The organism is Micromonospora sp. DT53 (assembly GCF_049841535.1).
Taxonomy (GTDB): Bacteria; Actinomycetota; Actinomycetes; order Mycobacteriales; family Micromonosporaceae; genus Micromonospora.
The window spans coordinates 918,117-935,816 of the sequence record NZ_JBNCKM010000001.1; the positions used below are offsets into that span (position 1 = coordinate 918,117).

Sequence of the window (17,700 nt, forward strand, 5' to 3'; positions counted from 1 at the left end):
GGATCGATCGATGACGTTCAGATGTCACTGTTCGACGCGGTGTACCCGACCGCGGACCAGCCGCTCTACGCCAAGCCGCGCTACTACGGCGAAATCACTCACCCTTCACCAAATTTCAGCTCGCTCATGGCGCAGGTGGCCGTCCGGCTCGCCGGCGGCGATGACTACACGCGCGCCCCTGCGCTGTGGTGGCTGGACCAGAACATGGGCGGCGGTAAGAGCCACGGCCTGATCGGCCTCTATCACCTCGCCACCGATCCTCGAGCGCTGGCCGACACCGATGTCGGCCATGCCACGTTCGACCTCGCCGGTCAGATCGTGGGCCGGCCACTACCCGCCGACCTAAACGCACCGATCTGTGTGGTCCTCGCCGCCGACAACATGACCCCCGGCACCCCGATTCGAGAGCAAGACGGTCCCGCGCAGACCCTCTACGAGCGGTTTTTGTGGCGGCTCTTCCGAGGCAACTACGACCACTACCAGCTATACCAAGATCACTACTCTGACAAGTCCAAGATCGTCGAGGCGCTGCGGCTTGCTGGGCGCCCTGTGTTGATCCTCATCGACGAAATCATGAACTACGTTCGTCAGCTGTCCATGCAGGCCCTCGGTGACCTGGAGATCAAGGACATGGCCTTCCTGCGTGTTCTGCTCGACGCAGTCAACGACGTGCCACACGTCGCGATGGTCGTGGTCATGATCCGCTCCGGTGCCGATGACATGCAGCTCGATAGCACCGGGCAGGAGCGCCGGGCAGAGCTCGAACAGCTCCTGCGGCGCAACGGCAAGACCGCAACGGTCAATGACAACACGGATTTCGCTGCCATCCTACGCCGTAGATTGTTTACCAACTCGGCACCGGACGAGGCTGTAAGCGCCACTGCTGGGCTCTATGCCGATCACATGACTGGATCCTGGCGAAGTAAGGTCTTTGACCAGCTGGCGGTCCGATGGGTCCAGGAATGGCGCGCCGAGGTGGCACGCAGCTACCCATTCCACCCTCAGCTCATCGCTCTCGCCGAACAAGAGTGGGCAAACCTCTCCGGCTTCCAACGGGTCCGATCTACGATCCGGATCTTCGCTGCAGCCGTGCATGCTCTGGCCGAGCGAGGATCTACCGGCCAGTGGGCGCCACTCTTGATCAACATCGGCGACCTCCCGCTGTCCATTACCGCAGTAAAGGAATCTGTCCTCAGCTCTGGTCTCATCATCGATACCCGGGCTCAAAGCAACTACCGCAACATCGCCAACACCGATATCGTCACCGTCGACGATACCTCCGGCTCGGCGCGCAACCTCGACCTCGACCGGCAGGGATCACCCTACGCACGTACAAATCCTCGGGCGGCAGAACGATCCGCGACCGCGCTATTCCTCACTTCCATCGTCAGTTCCCGCGCTGACGGCAAGCAGGGCGCCAGTGAACCCGAGCTCAAGGCGGCGAGCTTCGTGCCCGACAGCTCATACACGTCCACTGACGCGGACGGCGTACTGAGCGAATTGAAGGATGTTGACGGCCGTGGTCTGGCGGCCGTCGAGGCGATCCCTGGGCGACGGGGTCAGCCACCGCGTCTGTTCCTCTCGACTACGCAGACTCTCAATATGCTCGTCCGGGCGGCCCGCCAGAGTGTCACTGACGAAGACCGCGACGAAGAGATTGCCAAGGTTGCCAAACGCATAACCAACACCGGCAGCTTCAAGGACAAACTGTTCGTAACGGCTGAGGTGCATAGCGCTCCCCGGCCGACTCCACGTGAGGTTCTCGAGACTGCCGGCATTGATGACGCGCGATCGACCAGGCTGGTTGTCCTTGACCCGCGCTACTTCACCTTAAGTAACGGCGCTGATGAAGAAACGCGCCGAGGCATCAGGGCCGCAATGGGCCTGGGAGATGACCGCATGCCGATGCAGTGGGCATCATCGGCCGTCTTTGCCGTGGCCAACACCCACCGTCGCAGCCTCGCCCGGGGTGCGGCTACCGAATACCTGTCCTGGGGGCGGGTCGCCGCGATGGTAGACGTGCGAGCCGACCTTGAGCTTCAGCAACAGGCCAAAGACAAGCTCGAGGACGCCAAGAAGGCACTCGACACCGCTGTGCGGAGAACCTACCAACATATCTTTTACCTCGGTATGGGTGACAAGGAAGACCTACGCCGGGAACACTCCATTACCCTCGAGCACAGCAACCAGTCCGCTCTCGACGGCACCGGCGTCTGGACTCGCCTGGTTGAGGCGGACAAAGCATTAGGGCCGGGCACATTCGACGGTCGTGCGCTTTTACATAACCTTCGCGACGATGACTACGGCCGACCGCTCGACGAACTACGCGACCTGTTCTGGAACTCACCTCGCATGCCGCTGCTTCCGAATGGTGAACGCGACCTCCAAGAAGCGATCTTTGACGCCGTCGACAAGGGTGCCATTTTGTTGGTTGGCGCCGATGGGGAAGATCGAGCCGTCGGATCACCGACTGAGATCGGCGTCGGCCAGGCAGGACTGCGCCTGGCCCGGCCACAAGTAGCGCCGGCTCGAGGGGATGCAGTCGCTGATGACCCAGGCCAAACAGCCGATCCTGATAGCTCGACTACCGCGGGCGCGGATGGCGGCGACTCGACGAAGAGCTCGACCGGTAACAACGGTGAAGACGGGGAGAGCCAGGAGGCAGAAGTCGAGGTCGCCTTCTCTGGAATGGTGAGCCTGCGTGACGACGAAAGGCGCAACGCCCTGCGCCTTCTCCTCCTCAAGGTTGCCGACAGGGTTGACGATGGTGACGCTAGCTATATGGAAGTGCTGCTGAAAGTCCGCGTTGGTCAGAAAGCTGGCAAGGAAATTGGAGATCTCGCAAGAGAAGCTGGCGTGCGGCCGACTATGCGAGATGTCTAGGGCGCAACTGTTAGCAGGACGTAGATAACGAGCGCAGAAGGAGCGGGGTGCCAGCTGGCACCCCGCTCCTTCTGCGTTAGCGAAGAGCTTCCCGATCGAGGACCCCTTTGGATTATTGATTGCCGGACGCCCAACAAAACACTTGACTTACTCTCGTCCCGGAGCGTTCATGGACGCCGACCGTTTCCCACTACGATCGGCGGGCGAGGTAGTACCATCCATGAGCTCATACATTGGGACAATCGGCGCCGACGGGTTCCGCTTTCGTGCAAGATCGGTCAACCACTTGAGTGCCCCAAAGGGGGGAACTGTTCAGTTGGCCGCGATCTGGCGGTGGACGTTCGACGAGAACACTCTCCTCATGGCTAGGACATTGCTGAGAAATGATTGGCATTGTCTCTCGGTTGAGGCTTCCCGCAACGATTCCCTCGTGGACAACGACGGTCGCCAGCTCGTTCCCGTTGCAGGAGTGGGCTTCGCCTATAAGCGTGGCCGGCGTAAACCCCCGATAGTTGGAGACGTTTCGCTAGGTGTCCCAGGAGGAGCAGAATGGATCTACCTCATCGACGGGGTAGGTCGATCTAGACTCTTCGTGTACCAACAACCCGATGCTAAGTTGCGACTCGTCGGAGCTTGGCGGCTACAAGAGCTCCAAGCCGGTAGCGGCGGTAGTTCTGCGGCCGCTCGGCCCAACTCTTAGAAGAAGATATTCGATCCGTGCCGGACGAAGAACGGTCCCGTCTACCGTAGCAGTGTTCTAGCCGGTGGCGACAGCATCGATTTTCGTAGTCGACGACCATGAGCCAACGCACGCTGTCCGCGCATCTGGCCGGCGAAAGGGGCTGTCAATCCGACGTGGACGATGTTTTCCGTAATGACACCGACTGGAAGTGATCGTCCGATGTGTCACCCGCAGTCCGAAGAGAATTCTCCCCCCGACTAGTGCTTCAGCCGGGGACTGTGATCATGGCTCGGCGAGGGCTTACCGGGTGTATTGGCTGGTCATGGCACGGTCTTGGTGACGGCGCCGGCGGATTGGCCGGGGCGTTGGGCCAGTGCGGCCGCGAGTTGGGCTTCGATGATCAGAAGGTTGACGAGGTGGCGGAGCTCGTCGACGGTCAGCGGGACGAATATCCGGCGGCGGCCTTGGTGCTGATCGAGGCTGAGTCCGTTCTTTTTGCGGCTTGGAACGACTCTCGATTTTCCACCGGCTGCCGGCGGCCGCGACGAGGGCACGCAGCGCGCTGGAGGCACGCTGGAATCGTCCGGAGAGCTAGTTCCACGGTGACGTCGCCCTGGAAAACCTTCTGCTTATCGACTGGGAGTTGGCATGTGTCACCAACTTCGGGGACATGCGGCGTGGGCGATCCAACTTGTGGCCCGCAATCGCGTCGACGCTGCTGACCGCGGACGACCGTCAGGCGTTCCGGGAATAGCTGTTCGTCGATGAGGAGTAGTCTTTTCAGGCGAACACCATAGTGACCCTTATGGACGCTGTTTTCGTGCATGATCGGGGATGGCAGCCGTTTTCGCCAGGCTTGAAGGAGCTCGGTGGGTCTGCTGCTACTCCGGCGAGATAGACGCGATCGCCGGCGCCTGCGGAGGTGATGTGGAATTTCTGCCACCGTAGACCTGGCGGTGCACCCGTTTGCCGGGGGCGTCGCCGTCGGCCACACCGTCCGCCGCGACACCTGCCTCGACGAGTTGCGGGCCCGGCTTGCACTGGTAGGCGACGTCCCTTGAGGGGGCGTGCGCATTGCCGGCGAGTAAGGCCATCGGTGTCTACACCTACGGTGCAGTAAACCAATGCTCTGCCGGTACCGTAGCAGCTGGGCAGGCAGACCATAGCTTGGCAACTCAGGAGGCCGGCTTCACGTCAAGCAGCGGAAACTCAGGTACTTGAGACCAATCGAGTTTCTCGGCGACTTCGCTGGCGGCAAGGTTCGCCAGATGGGCCGCGCACGTGACGTATATTCGCGCGCAGGTAATCGCGCCGTGAAGGGCAAGAGAATGAGTGCCTGATGGCATTCGCCTCAGCACGCTACTCGCAGTGGCCTTGCCCTTGAGTGGACCGGGCCAATGCTCGGTCCGCCAGCCGCTTGCCAAGCCGTGGGTTAGGCAATGGCGCACCTGCATCCACCCATCTGCCTGCGACACGGCGTCTGCCCACGGAATTTGCACCTGCCTCCACCAGCTCTTTCCTACTGGCGGTGGATCCCATACATCAACGGCAAATCCGACACCGATCTTCGACGAGATGCCATTGAACTCTCCAATAAGTTTGTCACGGAACACCGCGACAGTGGGATTGTTCATGGAAACCTTCGCGGCTATCTGGCCCAGGCTGCTTCCACGCGCGTAGAGCGCGGTGGCGAGGAAGTCTTCCGCGAATCCTTCGAACGCCGATATGACACCGAGCGTTACGGCCGGGGCAAGCGCCGCGAAGTTTCCTGGGTTGCCCTGCTTACGCGGATGCAGCTGAATCAATCGCGACGGCACCTGCAGAGATCGCGCGAACCGCTCCACCGAGGGTTGGAGGTTGGCTGGTAGCAAGTGTTCCTCCTCATGAAGGCGATCAGCGCGAGTGTTACCTCGCGACTCTCGCTCGTGGCCGTTCGGCGGGCCAGCCATGCGATCATCCCTGATCCCCTGCAGCATGTGTCAATGCGGCAGTGACAGTAAGGCCACCTTCATGTACTTGCAAATCCGCCCATGCGAACATCCGGGGACCGCCTCCGCGTAGCTCGCGAGTCCGAGGAACACGCCCCAACTCGCCAGCTCCTCTGGCTTTCGTCGTCCTCGTTGTCGACACCCACGGAGATGTGGCCCCGTCTGAGCTTCTTGCTGATCCACTCTTCGATGTCCACGACGAGTCGCTTGCTACTAGCTAGCATCCCTATCCAGGGCCTTGCCAGCGGCAGCCGGCGGATCGGCAGTACGTAAAGTTCGCCTTCAGCGGCCTCGCGGAGCGAACCTGCCGCACTAACATCCAATACTTGGCCTTGCGGCACGAGCGGCTTCCAGTCGAAAGTTGGCGTCTCCTGGAGCGTCCGGCGGTTCATCAGCTGCCAGTGGCAGCGCTTGGTCCCGGGGTGGCAGAGCACTACCGCAACGGGAAGCTGTGGTTCAGCCAATATCTGACATGTGGGGCGTCGGCCGGGAGGCCAGGAGCCGCCCGTTGCCGCCGGCTGGAACCAGCTCTCACCGCTCTTGATCTGCAGTGCGAGCAGCCGCCCGCGCGCGTCTTCGCCGTCTACCACCTCAATCTGCGCGTCAATGCCGCGGTCCTCCGTGGACTGCTCACGGAACAGCCACGTCAGCTCATCCTCGACGGCTAGCTTGGTTTGCGTCACGCCAATGCTGGCGACTTCGGCGGTGGGTATGCGACGCATGCCCACATCATCCCTGCCGAGTGACACGCTTTGGCGCTGGCCGGCTGGGCAAGGAGCCGTCGCCAACCGTGCCGGTCGACTCCACGAGGCGGACCAACTGACCCACGAGCGACATGGACGCGCTTTAGGCGCTCTAAGCAGTAGGTTGTCAGCGTCTTCCGCTAGCACCTCGTGGAGGAAGATCCGCACCACGTCGACGTGCTCGGGCCGACTCAACTCGGTGGACCTAGTTCTGCGAGGCGCTTCACCGCAGCGTTTGTGTCGGCGCGTCAAGCTAAGTACGGACTCCGTCACCCGGAAGTTGACGTAGGCGACTTGGGAGGTTTGCGTGGCCGACACGAGCTGGATCCCGATTGCGAGCGCGGGTGTTGGTGCCGCTATTGCCCTTGCCGGGACGGTGGTCAGCAGTGTCCGGTCCGACCGCGCTCAGCGCAGCCGAGACCGGGAATTAGAGCGCTTGAGTACGTATGTTGACTTCGCCGTGGCGATTCACGACGCTCATTCCGCACTGCGCGACGTAGCTCGTGCCGTGACGAACCCCAAAGAGCGGGCTGTTGCCGCAGGGCAGACCCTGCAAGACTCCAAGGTATACGGCATTCGAGAACGATTGTTGATGTCGGCGACGATCGAGATGGCGAGGGCCAGCGAATCCGTATTTTTCGCGCTTATCGGAATCCGAGACGCTGTCCGTGCCGGCACCGACCTTTCCGGGGCCGCATACCACGACGCCTACCACGTGTTTGCTGACGTGATCTGGAAGTTCCGGATCGCCGCCCGCCAGGAACTGAGCCAGCGCCCGATCGCGCCTGCCGACCTCGGCCGGATTACCTGGTCCGAGAGGGAGGAATGTCCAGTCTGCGGCCAGTCCGTCTCGTCGGCTTGACGTGGGTCGGACGGCCGACTCCCGTCCGTCGCGTTGAGTGACATCATGGTCGCCATGATGGACGGCACGGAGGATCGGACCCTCCGCGTGCTCGCAATCGATCACCACTGGCCCTCCGCCCGCGGCGGGGTTGGCACGTTCAACCGAGACCTGTGCATCGCCCTCGCTAACGCCGGTGCCGAGGTGTACTGCCACGTGCTGAAGGCGACACAGGAAGACCTCGACCACGCGCAGCGAAGTCGCGTCCGGTTGCTGTCCACGCGCGTTCGCAGCGGCTCGGAGGGTGAGCGGATGATGCCTCATCCACGGCTTCCGATGAACGTGCCGGTCGACGTGATCATCGGACACGGCCGTGTTTCCGGAAGGTTCGCGGAGCAATACCGAGCCCACTGGCGCAACGCCGTCTACCTGCATTTCGTTCATACCGATCCGGACGAGATGGAGTGGCATCGAGACCCGGCGGAGGACCCGCAGGGTCGCCTGGCCGAGCTGAAGTGGAACGAGGAGCTTCTCCTGATGCAGGCGGCAGACGGCGTGCTCGCCGTCGGCCCCCTCCTCTACGAGCGGGCAGCGATCGATCTTCAGTCGGCCGACGACCTAGAGGTGCGGCCGATCCGGATCGACCCGGGATTCGACTCGCCGGACGGAAACGACGTGAGTTGGCGGAGGCCACTTTCGCGCCGACGGAAGACGCGGATCCTGATTCTCGGGCGACTCGGTGACGCCGAGATCAAGGGCGTCGACATCGCCGCACGCGCGGTCGCGGAGGCCATCCGGATCCGGCCTGGCGACGGCCGAGACATTCAGCTGATGTTGCTCGGTGTTCAGGATGGTCAGCAGCGCGCGACTCGCGAGGCGGTCCAGGGCTGGGCCGATCTCGAAGGATTGGACGTTCGTCTACGCCCGTACACGACCGACATCGAGTCCGTACGGGACGAGCTCGTTCGCGCCGATCTCGTGCTCATGCCGTCCCGGGCGGAGGGTTTCGGCCTGGCCGGTGCCGAGGCGATCAAGTCCGGAACGCCGGTGCTGGTCAGCGGCCGGAGTGGGCTGGCTCGTCTGCTGGAAGAGAGAGCGCTGGGTTTGGTCGTGCCAGTGACGAAGAACGCCGCTCGGGACGGGCAGGAGTGGGGACAAGCGATCGCCCGTGTGCTCCGACAGCCGGCCGAGGAGCGTCTCCGGGCCGCCGCGGACCTGCGCGATCGTCTGCGGTCCACGGTGACCTGGGCGAAGGCGGCAGACGACGTTCTAGAGACGGCGTCAGTCCTGCTCCGGGCTGATGCATGGAACAGGCCGAATCACGTCGCCGTTTTCATCTGCCATGCCGGCGCAGACGAGTTCGCCGACCGGCTCACCCGGAGCACGAGACTTTCCATCGACCATGTGACCCCGTTTCACTGGCCCGACCGTATCTCCACCGAAGCCGCCATGGTCGAGGTCCTCACCAAGGCGGAGGCCGTGCTTTTCGTCCTTACCGCCGAGAGCGCCCGGCTGAGCGACGCCAACTTCTGTGCCGCCTTTCTGCGGCTCGCTGTCGAACGGAACAAACCGGTCGTCGTGCTGCGACAGCAGTACGGCGCCCGGCCACCCGTCGACCTTCCCCGCAGCGTCGAGGTCGACTTCACCAGTGGTTATCGCAAGGGTCTCGCCGATCTGGCGGTCGCCCTGGCCACGATCGACAGCGGCGGGAAAGTGCCGATCGCTCGGGCGGAGCCGGGCCGGCCGCGGACGGCCGTGCTGCATCCCAACTTCCTGGTGATCAACGAGATGCCGTCGATCGCCACGGTCATGTTCCGGGACCGCAAGAGGGAGAGGGGCTTCCTGGTGAAGGCCGTGTCCCGCCCCGGTTTCCGGCTGGTGCGGCTCGAGGGCGGCGACGGCATCGGGAAGACCGCCATGCTGCGGACGCTCCGCGACGAGCACATAAACGGCGAGGGCACCACACCCCTGCGAGCCTTCGTGTACTTCTCCGCTCGGGGATATCGGTGGATCACTGTGCCGACGCTGCTCGAAGACCTATTGGCGGCGGCTGGTCCGGCCGCACCAGCCGGTCTCGTCGAAGATGTGCGCGGCAACCCGTGGAGGGTGATGCTACCCAAGGTGACCGCGGCGCTTGGCAGGCGCCCGGTTGCGGTCGTCATCGACGACGCCGACGAGCTCTTCGACGACTCTGGCATTTGGCGGGATCGTGACCTCGCTGACCTCCTGCGTGACCTTGCCAGGCATGACAACGAGATCAAGGTCGTCCTATCGGTCCGGGGCCCGGAGGCCGGCCGGCCGGTCACCCCTGACCCGGCGCTGGACGGCCGTACTGAACGGGTGAACCTCGACCGCGGGCTTCCGGTCCCGGATGCCAAGTCATTCCTGAAAGGACTGGCCGGCGATGAGACGATATCGGTGGACCGGATCGAGTTGTTGCTAGACCGCACCGGCGGTCACCCGCGAGCACTGGAACTCGTTGCCGGAATTGTGCTTCGGAACGACCTGGTCGCCCTCGATACCGTGACCCGCGCGCTCAGCGAGCCCTCCCAAGCGTATTCCCAGCTCTTCCAATTCTTGTTCGAGCGCCTGAGCCTCGACGAGCGCCGGGTAGTGCAGGCGCTAGCCGTGTTCGCCCGGCAGGTCCCGGCGAGGGCCGTAGCCGCCCTGCTCAAAGAGATAGCACCGGCACTGGACGCTGAGCCTCTGCTGAGGTCGCTCCGGGCGGCGTTCGTCATCCGCGGATATGACGAGCACTACTATCTGCCCGCGGCAGAGGCCGAACTCGCCCGTGCCTCGCTGATCACCGAGGACGAGGTGGGCTCGTCGAGCTCCCTCACGGTTGAGGCTCTGTGGCGGCGCGGGGTGACGTACTTCGCGTCCCAGCGATTGCCGGAGCCGAAACGGGCCGAGGATCTCTGGCCCCAATACGGCGAGGTGGAGCTCTGCCTAAGGTCATGTCGCTGGGAACACGCCCTGCGGGTGATGAACGACATCGATGACAGGTTTCTGACGCGATGGGGTCAGAGCCACGTCCTCGGCTCCTGGCGCGAGCAGATGAGGGGCAACCTCAGGCGGGGCGACCTGGAGGGCTCCAACCTTTCGCACATGGTCGCGGCTCGGCGTCAGTTCGAGGGTCACACCGACGACCTAGGCGACATCAGGGAAGCGCTGCGAATCGCCGAGTGGAGCAGCCCGATCAGCGTGCCGACCGTGACCGTGCAGATGGCCAATGCTCTTGTGGGACTGGGACGAACCGCAGACGCCGAGCGGTACTTCCGGCGGGCGACGGCAGACGCGGCCGGCGACGATCTGAGGGGCGTGGAGATCGATGCCCGGGCGGGCCGGGCGCAGTGCTTGGTCAAGGCGGGCGCGTTCGACGAGGCCGAGATGGAGCTGGACGAGGCCGCGCGCATCACCCGGGAGTTGGAGCCGCCTCGCTTCCGGGACGGTAAGTGGATCCATCTTCTCCGGATGCGGGGCTGGGTGGCGCGTCAACGCGGCGATTATTGGCTCACCAACCGGCTTCTCCAGCGGGCCTTGGAGCTGGCCGAGGAGACCGGCGATGATCTACCGCGCGGTCAGGTACTGGCCTCTATGGCCACGAGCGCGCTGGTGACGGCGCTCCCCGACACGGCCCTTGACCTGGCCGTTCGAGCCGCCGCGGTTGGCGTCCGCCTGGACAACCACAGGTTGCTGCGGGAGGCGAATCTGGCCCAGAGCCTGGCTCTGCTCGACTTGGCGGATATCGACGAGGCCGGAAAGGCGGCCGAACGCGGCGCCCGATATGCGACTCGGCCCGGCGCGCTTGGAATCCTCGGAGTCCAGGGTCTGATCGCGTTCCGCCAACATGATCACGACAAGGCTCGGCGGGTGGTCGGCGAAGCGCTTGACCTCCTCCGTGCCCTCGATGGGCGTGACGTCCGCGACGATCGGGACTACCAGCTTTGGGACGCCGAGGGGGTCGTGCGCTGCGGGTCGGCCCTGCTCGGCGATCGTCCGATTGAGGAAGCCATCACCGCTTTCGAGAACGCCCGGGCGATCGCGGCCGAGCCCGGAGTGCTCTCCTACAACGACCTGGTCCTCAGGCAATTCGGCGAACGCGCTGAGCCGACGATGCTCACACGCGCACACCGGGCTGCGTGCGGCGCGGGCCATGGCGGGTTGATGGCCGACCGGCGCTTCACACCTTGACGAGTAACCACCGCGGCACGAGCTCCTCAGCGTTAGGCCAGCTGACCAGGGCGTAAGGGCGGCCGTGCAAAGACCTGAATCTAAGGATATGCCCGAAGTGCGGGTCGGTGGAGGGGTCCAGGTCGATGAGGTTCAGCCGCACCGCCTGCCCGACGACAAGCTCCCTGCTCGCCGGGTTGTATCGGCAGTGATTCCAATCGTCGTCGTCAGACCACGGCGTGTCTGGCATGCCAAAGTCGTCATCAACCATCATTCAACCCCTGATCGGGACGCTACGGCCGGGCTCAGCTGCAGGTCTATGACGACTCCGGTGACAGGGACGCGCCACTTCGGGGGTGGTTCCTGTCGCACACCAGTCGACGGAAAAGGCCTCTCGACGGTGGTGTTGCGGACACCCCGCAGCGGAAGATCTAGCCGGGAGGCAGCCAGATCGATGATTGTTCGCGTTGCCGTGGTTGATCCGCTGCCGTTGTGCCGCCGCGGCGTTGCGGCCGCGCTGGGGGAGCTCGGCCATGCAGTCGACTCGCCCGACGACGTGGTGAGCTGGCTGGGCGATGTGGATCAGGCGGTGGTTCTCGGACTCTCCCGCGACTTCGGCTGGGACGTCCTCGCTGACCTGCACGAGCGTCGCCCCGCGCTGCCGATCCTCGTGCTGATCGACAAGCCGGACCTTCGGTCATACGTCCGAGCGGTAAAGGACGGTGCCGGGGGCGCTGTGGCGCGTTCGTGCTCGCCGCTCGAACTCCAGCGGGTATTCGCCGCGCTGCTCGACGGCCAGGCCCTCCTTCCCGTCGAAGTCGTTCGCTCGCTCGCCACCGACGACCGTGCAACCGATGTGCCGTCCGAGCAGGAACGGTCCTGGCTTCGGCAGCTCGCCGACGGCGGCACGGTGGCTGACCTTGCGGAGAGGGCCGGCTACTCGGAGCGCATGATGTTCCGGCACCTGCGGGAGCTCTACGGCCGGATTCCGGCTCGTAACCGTACCGAGGCGCTGATGTATGCCCGTGATCGCGGTTGGATCTGAGTCGGTCGCGGCTGCGCTGGGCTGCTCTGGCGGGTTGGCTCGCTAACCACCGAGGCTCCGCCGTTCCTCTAGCAAGGACGCCTCCTTCAACCGGCCCGCCAGCGTCCGTGCGAGCGGTCGAGACCCGCGGACCGTGGCAGGCTGGGCGTCGGCCCGCTCACCGGCGGGCGGGTCGGTCGCAGGCAGGATGGCGGATGGCGTCAGGAGGGCAGCATTTCGCGGCGCTGCCCGACGTCGTCCGGTGCTGGGTTGTGTGGCCGGCTTGGTTCCGCCGCTTCGTCTAGGGTCGATGGCGTATCGCGTTGGGTCGCGGCACGGATGAGGTGACAGGTTTGGCAAGGACTGTGCAGATCCGTACCTACACAATCCGGGCGGGGCTGCTGGATGAGTGGGTGGACAGGTGGCAGCGCTCGGTGGTCCCGCTGCGCCGTGATCTCGGTTTCGAGATCCATGGGTCGTGGAAGGACCGTGCGCGGAATCAGCACATCTGGGTGATCTCCCACGAGGGCCCCGAGTCGTTCGATGAGGCCAACGAAGCCTACTGGGCCTCCGATTGTCGCAAGACGCTCGGCTTGAACCCGGACGACTACCTGGTGGGCGAGGAGACCCGCGAGGTCGAGCAGACGCTATAAGTTGGCGTCAACGGGTAGCAGGTGCGCCTGCCGCTCGTCGTCGGTGAGCGCGCGGAACACCCGTGAGCGTGCGACTGCGGTCAGCTCGACCAGGTCGACGGATTCTTCCCAGACGCGGGCAGTGCCGTCCGCTGAGCCAGTCGCGACCTGTCGCCCGTCGGGCAACCACGCGAGGCTGGTCACGCCGTCGCGGTGGACGCCGATCACCTCACCGTGGTCGTCGTCCGCGCTGCCCCAGACCCGTACGGTGCGGTCGTCGGAGCAGGACGCGAGGCGCTGGCCGTCCGGTGCCCATTCCACTGCGCGGACGCGCTTGTCGTGGCCGCTCAGCACCCGCGGCTGGTCGGCACCGGTGAGGTCCCAGACGCGGATGGTCCAGTCAGCAGAGCAGGTGGCGAGCCGGCGCTCGTCGGGTGCCCAGCTGATCGCGTCGACGTAGTTCTGGTGGCCCGAGTGGATGGTGCTGTCGCCGGGGTGCTCGATGTCCCAGATGCGGACGGTTCGGTCGTCGGAGCCGGAGGCGAGGTAGCGGCCGCTCGGCGACCAGGCGAGCGCGCCTACCCAGTCGGCGTGTCCGCGCAGGACACCGGCGGAACTGCGTGTGCGGACGTCCCAGACTCGTAGTGAGTTGTCCTTGCAGCCTGCTGCCAACCGGGACCCATCCGGTGACCAGGCCAGCGATTCGACCTCGGCCCCGAAGCGCACGTCGCCGTCGGCGCCGATCAGGTGGGCCGAGCCGTCGCGCAGGGCCACGGCGATCACGTCGCCTGTCGGTGAGCAGGCAAGGGCCACGACCGGTTCCGGCCACGTCGTGACGGCGGCTGTGCCGTCCGGCTGCCAGGTTCGTACGGTGCCGTCGGCGCCGCCGGTGACGATCCTTCCCGTCCGGTCCAGCGCGAGCGCGGTGACCGGTCCGTCGTGTCCGGCGAGGAGTCGGCGTTCAGCGCCATGCGGCTGGATAGTCCACAGCCGGGCGGTGCCGTCACCGGAGCCGCTAAACACCCGTCGCCCGTCTGGGGACAGCGCGACGGACCAGGCGACCTGGGAGTGCCCGCGTAGCTCGGCTACCTCGCGCAACCTGTGGACGTCCCAGGCGCGGATGCTGCCGTCGCCGCTGGCGAATACGACGGTGCGGCCGTCGGGGGACCAGGCGACTGACCAGACGGGTGATCCCTGACCGCCGATGACGTGTCGGGTCTCGCCGGTCGCCAGATCCCAGACCCGTAGGGTCTGGTCACCGGAGCCGGTGACGAGTTGGCTGCCGTCGGGGGACCAGGCGACGGCCTCGACGAAGTCGCCGTGCCCCGTCAGTCTCTGCTCCGCTCGACCTGTGGTGAGGTCCCAGACAATGACCGACCGGTCGTGGGAGGCGGAGGCCAGCCGGCGGGAGTCGGGGGAGAACCGCAGGCCCCACACGTCCCCTTCGTGGCCAGCCAGATGAGCGGCAAGCTCCCAGGTGGCGGTGTCCCATACCTGGACCGTCCGGTCCCGGCTCGACCCGGCGAGGCGGGACCCGTCTGGTGACCAGGTGACACCGCGTGCCACGTCTGTGCAGGGCAACACCGCGACCGTTTCCGCCGTTGCCGCGTCCCACACCCGGATCGTGCCGTCGCGGGAGGCGGTAGCGAGCCGGGTGGCGTCGGGGGACCAGTCGACGGCGTCCACCATGCCGGTGTGCCCGCGTAGTACCCGGACGACGGTGCCGGTGTCGGCGTGCCAGATCCGCGCGGTGCCGTCTCTGGACGCGGTGGCCAGATGCGCGCCGTCGGGTGACCAGGCGACACCGCGGACGGCGTCAGTGTGTCCGGCGAGTACTGCCTCGGTGTGGCTGAACGCCAAGGCTGCCATCAGGGCCCGGCGGGCGACGGGCGTTGGCGGGCACTCCTGCAGGGCGGCGGAGGTCAGTAGCACCGCGAGTTCCGGGTATCGGTCGACGTTGCCGAGCGCGAACTGACCGATCGTCTCCGACACCCGGTGCAGGAACGCGGTGTCCCGGCTGCGGGAGGCGTTCACCAGGGCGCGTGCGGTGGGGCTATCTTGGCTGGCCGACTCCATTGCTTCCAGCCACTGCCCGGCCAACTCCAGCCGTTCCCCGGTGAGGAGGTAGTCGGCGCTGCGACCGGCGTGCACCCAGTCTGCCGCCCACCGTTCCAGCTCGGTTCGCCGGCGCAGTTGCTCCGCCCGCGCTTCCATCTGCTGGCGCAGCGGCGCCCACTGGCGGAACAACGCCTCGTGCGCGACCTGCGCGTACGGTTCACCGTCGGTCACGTCGGTGGTGAGCAGCCGGGCGTCGGTGAAGACGGCGATCACCCGACGCTGACTGTCGGACAGGTCCCGCAGCGGCACCCGGCGTCGGGTCGGCTCGGTGCCCTCCATCGCTACCAGACGGAGCAGGGTGTCCAGGACGTCCTCGGTGCTGCTCTCGCGGCGTACGTCCGCCATGACGCTGTCGGCTTGGCGGCCCAGCGCCCCGGCGACGCCGCCGAGCGCCTGGTACGCCTGGCGGGTAGCCGTCTGGCCCGGCCCCGCTGCTCGGTGCAGCTCCTGAAGCAGGTACGCCAGCAGCGGCAACGCGTCCGGTGTAGCGGTGTCCGCGACGATCTGATCGACAAGTCCGTCTTCGAAGCGCAACCCGGCGAGCTGGGCGGGCTGCTCCACAACCGTGACGAGGTCCGCCGGCCGCATCGTGCCCAGCGCGACCGGGTTGGCGAACAGCTCCGGGCGCGGACCGGCGAGGAGATCGGCGAGGAACTCGACGCGGAGCGTTGCGACAACCCAGAGCCTCCGGTCGGCGTCGAGCGCCGTCACGATCTGCTCCAGGAACATCGCCTGTTCAGCAGGGCTCGACAGGGTTACCAGTTCCTCGAGCTGGTCCAGAATCAGCAGGACCCGCCCGCGCCGATGGCCCTCGCGAGCCCGCCAGGCGGTCAGATGACGGGCGATGCTGCCCGGGCGGGACCGCACCTCCCGCAGAGCGGAGGCCCGATCGGCTGCGCCCAGTGTCACCGCCAGGTCCGCGAGCACACCAAGCGGTTCGCCCGCCGGCGTGACCGCTGGCAACGCCTGCCACCGTCCCACTCGCAGCCGGGGAACCACGCCAGCATGCACCAGTGAGGATTTGCCGCTGCCGGAGGCGCCGGTAATGCAGACGAATCGGGCGGACGCGTCCAGACCCAGCTCATGCAGGCGTCGCACCAGCTCAGCGACCTGCTCCTCCCGGCCGAAGAACACCGACGCGTCCTGCTCCGTGAAGGCAGACAGCCCGGGATAAGGGCTCCGATCCGACCGCCACACCGGCCGAGGACTACGGGGCGCCTGCCACCACAGCACCAGACCATTCCCGACGATCAGCACCACCAGCAGCACGATCAGCGCCGGACCGGCAACCTGACGGATCCCGGCGCTCAGGGGTGACGTGTCGGCATTGGCGAAGAAGTTCGCCGCGATCTCCAGCAGGACGGCGATGATGAGCAGCGACAGTTGAAGGGCAATGGGTGGACGTCGACTCGGCCGCACCAACCCTCCCAGCGATGATCCCCGATGGGCTTACGGTAGCGGGTAGGCGCCCGCCCCGCGTATCACGGCTGGGTGGCGCGGACCGTGCTACGCGACGAGAGCCACGGGCGTCAACCAGGGCTTCGCGGTGGCGCGTCACTTGACGAGCACCGCAACTGCGCCCACCTCCGGGAGAACATCGCGACGATGCGGGCCAAGCAGTCCCGGGTCGACCTGCGCTGCCGGGAGCTGGGCGCGCAGTCGTTTAACAGCTGACGCCGTACTTCGCGTAACCCGGAACAGGCAGCCGGCGAGGCTGCGTTGAGCCGACCCGGCTCGCGCCCGCACGCCAGCCGCAGAGAGCGCTCAAAGTTTCCTGGCGGCTTCCTCACCCCTTCACAAACACGCCCTTCGATGGCAACGATCGTCAGAGACGGTTGCTGTCCACCCAGTGCCGAGGAGGCCCCTATGCGGGTAACCCCAGTCTCTGCCCGTTTCCCACGCATCACGCGCTACGCCGCCGCAGTCGTCCTCGCCGCCGTCGCCGCCTTGGTCGGCATCAGCGCGCAGCCCGCGTCCGCCACACCGCCCGGGATCCCCTCGAAGGCAACGGCCCAGTCGCAGCTCAACGCCTTAACCGTGGCGACGCAGGGGTCAACGAGCGGCTACTCGCGGGACCTGTTCCCGCACTGGATCACGATCAGCGGTAGCTGCAACACCCGTGAGCAGGTCCTCAAGCGCGACGGCACCTCCGTCGTCGTCGACAGCGCCTGCGCGGCCACCTCGGGTCGCTGGTACAGCCCGTACGACGGCGCGACCTGGACAGCGGCCTCCGACGTCGACATCGACCACGTCGTCCCCCTCGCCGAGGCCTGGCGCTCCGGGGCCAACTCCTGGACGACCAGCCGCCGGCAGAGCTTCGCCAACGACCTCACCCGCCCCCAGCTGATCGCGGTGACCGACAACGTCAACCAGTCCAAGGGCGACCAGGACCCCTCCACCTGGCAGCCGCCCCTGTCGTCGTACCGGTGCACCTACAGCAAAATGTGGATCACCGTGAAGTACAACTGGGGCCTGACCCTACAGACGTCGGAGAAGTCCGCCCTGCAAAGCATGCTCAACACCTGTAGCTCCTGACCACGATCCTGGCGTGGGGGGGGGGGGGCCCCCCGGGGGCGGGGGGCGGCCCCCCGGGGGAGGGGGGGGGGGGGGGGGGGG

The 17,700-nt window shown here is 65.8% G+C and carries 11 protein-coding genes; 6 read left to right on the plus strand and 5 right to left on the minus strand.

Going from position 1 to position 17,700, the window contains the following annotated elements:
* Positions 1 to 21: 21 nt before the first annotated feature.
* Entirely contained in the window at positions 22 to 2,883 is a 2,862-nt protein-coding gene (locus ACLQ3B_RS04340) for a DUF499 domain-containing protein (protein WP_425777501.1), read from the plus strand.
* 1,002 nt (positions 2,884 to 3,885) lie between these two features.
* On the opposite strand, the gene ACLQ3B_RS04345 is transcribed toward ACLQ3B_RS04340, so the two are convergent.
* The 3 genes from ACLQ3B_RS04345 to ACLQ3B_RS04355 all read right to left on the minus strand — a co-directional run bounded on the left by ACLQ3B_RS04345 (position 3,886) and on the right by ACLQ3B_RS04355 (position 6,275).
* A complete protein-coding gene (locus ACLQ3B_RS04345; RefSeq protein WP_425777503.1) occupies positions 3,886 to 4,137 on the minus strand; it encodes a hypothetical protein in 252 nt (83 codons plus the stop codon).
* A gap of 603 nt (positions 4,138 to 4,740) precedes the next feature.
* On the minus strand, positions 4,741 to 5,541 hold the full coding sequence (locus ACLQ3B_RS04350) for a hypothetical protein (protein ID WP_425777505.1): 801 nt from the start codon (positions 5,539 to 5,541) through the stop codon (positions 4,741 to 4,743).
* A gap of 32 nt (positions 5,542 to 5,573) precedes the next feature.
* Positions 5,574 to 6,275, minus strand: a complete 702-nt coding sequence (locus ACLQ3B_RS04355) for a DUF4365 domain-containing protein (RefSeq protein ID WP_425777507.1) — start codon at positions 6,273 to 6,275, stop codon at positions 5,574 to 5,576.
* A 328-nt stretch (positions 6,276 to 6,603) separates the two neighbouring features.
* Here ACLQ3B_RS04355 and ACLQ3B_RS04360 point away from each other — a divergent pair, with 328 nt between their 5' ends.
* Together ACLQ3B_RS04360 and ACLQ3B_RS04365 are read left to right on the plus strand one after the other, a co-directional pair.
* Complete coding sequence (locus ACLQ3B_RS04360) at positions 6,604 to 7,158, plus strand: hypothetical protein (protein ID WP_425777509.1); 555 nt, start codon at positions 6,604 to 6,606, stop codon at positions 7,156 to 7,158.
* Positions 7,159 to 7,212: 54 nt separating this feature from the next.
* On the plus strand, positions 7,213 to 11,331 hold the full coding sequence (locus ACLQ3B_RS04365) for a glycosyltransferase (protein ID WP_425777510.1): 4,119 nt from the start codon (positions 7,213 to 7,215) through the stop codon (positions 11,329 to 11,331).
* Here the strand turns inward: ACLQ3B_RS04365 and ACLQ3B_RS04370 are convergent.
* Positions 11,321 to 11,581 carry a hypothetical protein gene (locus ACLQ3B_RS04370; protein WP_425777511.1) on the minus strand — a complete coding sequence of 87 codons (261 nt, stop codon included), beginning with the start codon at positions 11,579 to 11,581 and terminating at the stop codon, positions 11,321 to 11,323. The two genes, ACLQ3B_RS04365 and ACLQ3B_RS04370, sit on opposite strands and share 11 nt — an antisense overlap.
* 183 nt (positions 11,582 to 11,764) lie before the next feature.
* On the opposite strand from ACLQ3B_RS04370, the gene ACLQ3B_RS04375 reads away from it, so the two are divergent.
* Together ACLQ3B_RS04375 and ACLQ3B_RS04380 are read left to right on the plus strand one after the other, a co-directional pair.
* Positions 11,765 to 12,355, plus strand: a complete 591-nt coding sequence (locus tag ACLQ3B_RS04375) for a DNA-binding response regulator (RefSeq protein WP_425777513.1) — start codon at positions 11,765 to 11,767, stop codon at positions 12,353 to 12,355.
* A 323-nt stretch (positions 12,356 to 12,678) separates the two neighbouring features.
* Entirely contained in the window at positions 12,679 to 12,987 is a 309-nt protein-coding gene (locus tag ACLQ3B_RS04380) for an NIPSNAP family containing protein (RefSeq protein WP_425777515.1), read from the plus strand.
* Here the strand turns inward: ACLQ3B_RS04380 and ACLQ3B_RS04385 are convergent.
* Positions 12,982 to 16,503 (minus strand): hypothetical protein, encoded by a 3,522-nt coding sequence (locus ACLQ3B_RS04385; protein ID WP_425777517.1) that lies wholly within the window; start codon positions 16,501 to 16,503, stop codon positions 12,982 to 12,984. The genes ACLQ3B_RS04380 and ACLQ3B_RS04385 overlap by 6 nt on opposite strands.
* A gap of 447 nt (positions 16,504 to 16,950) precedes the next feature.
* On the opposite strand from ACLQ3B_RS04385, the gene ACLQ3B_RS04390 reads away from it, so the two are divergent.
* The gene (locus ACLQ3B_RS04390; RefSeq protein WP_425777519.1) at positions 16,951 to 17,619 is read left to right on the plus strand and encodes an HNH endonuclease family protein; all 669 of its coding nucleotides are present in this window, start codon (positions 16,951 to 16,953) and stop codon (positions 17,617 to 17,619) included.
* Positions 17,620 to 17,700: the final 81 nt, after the last annotated feature.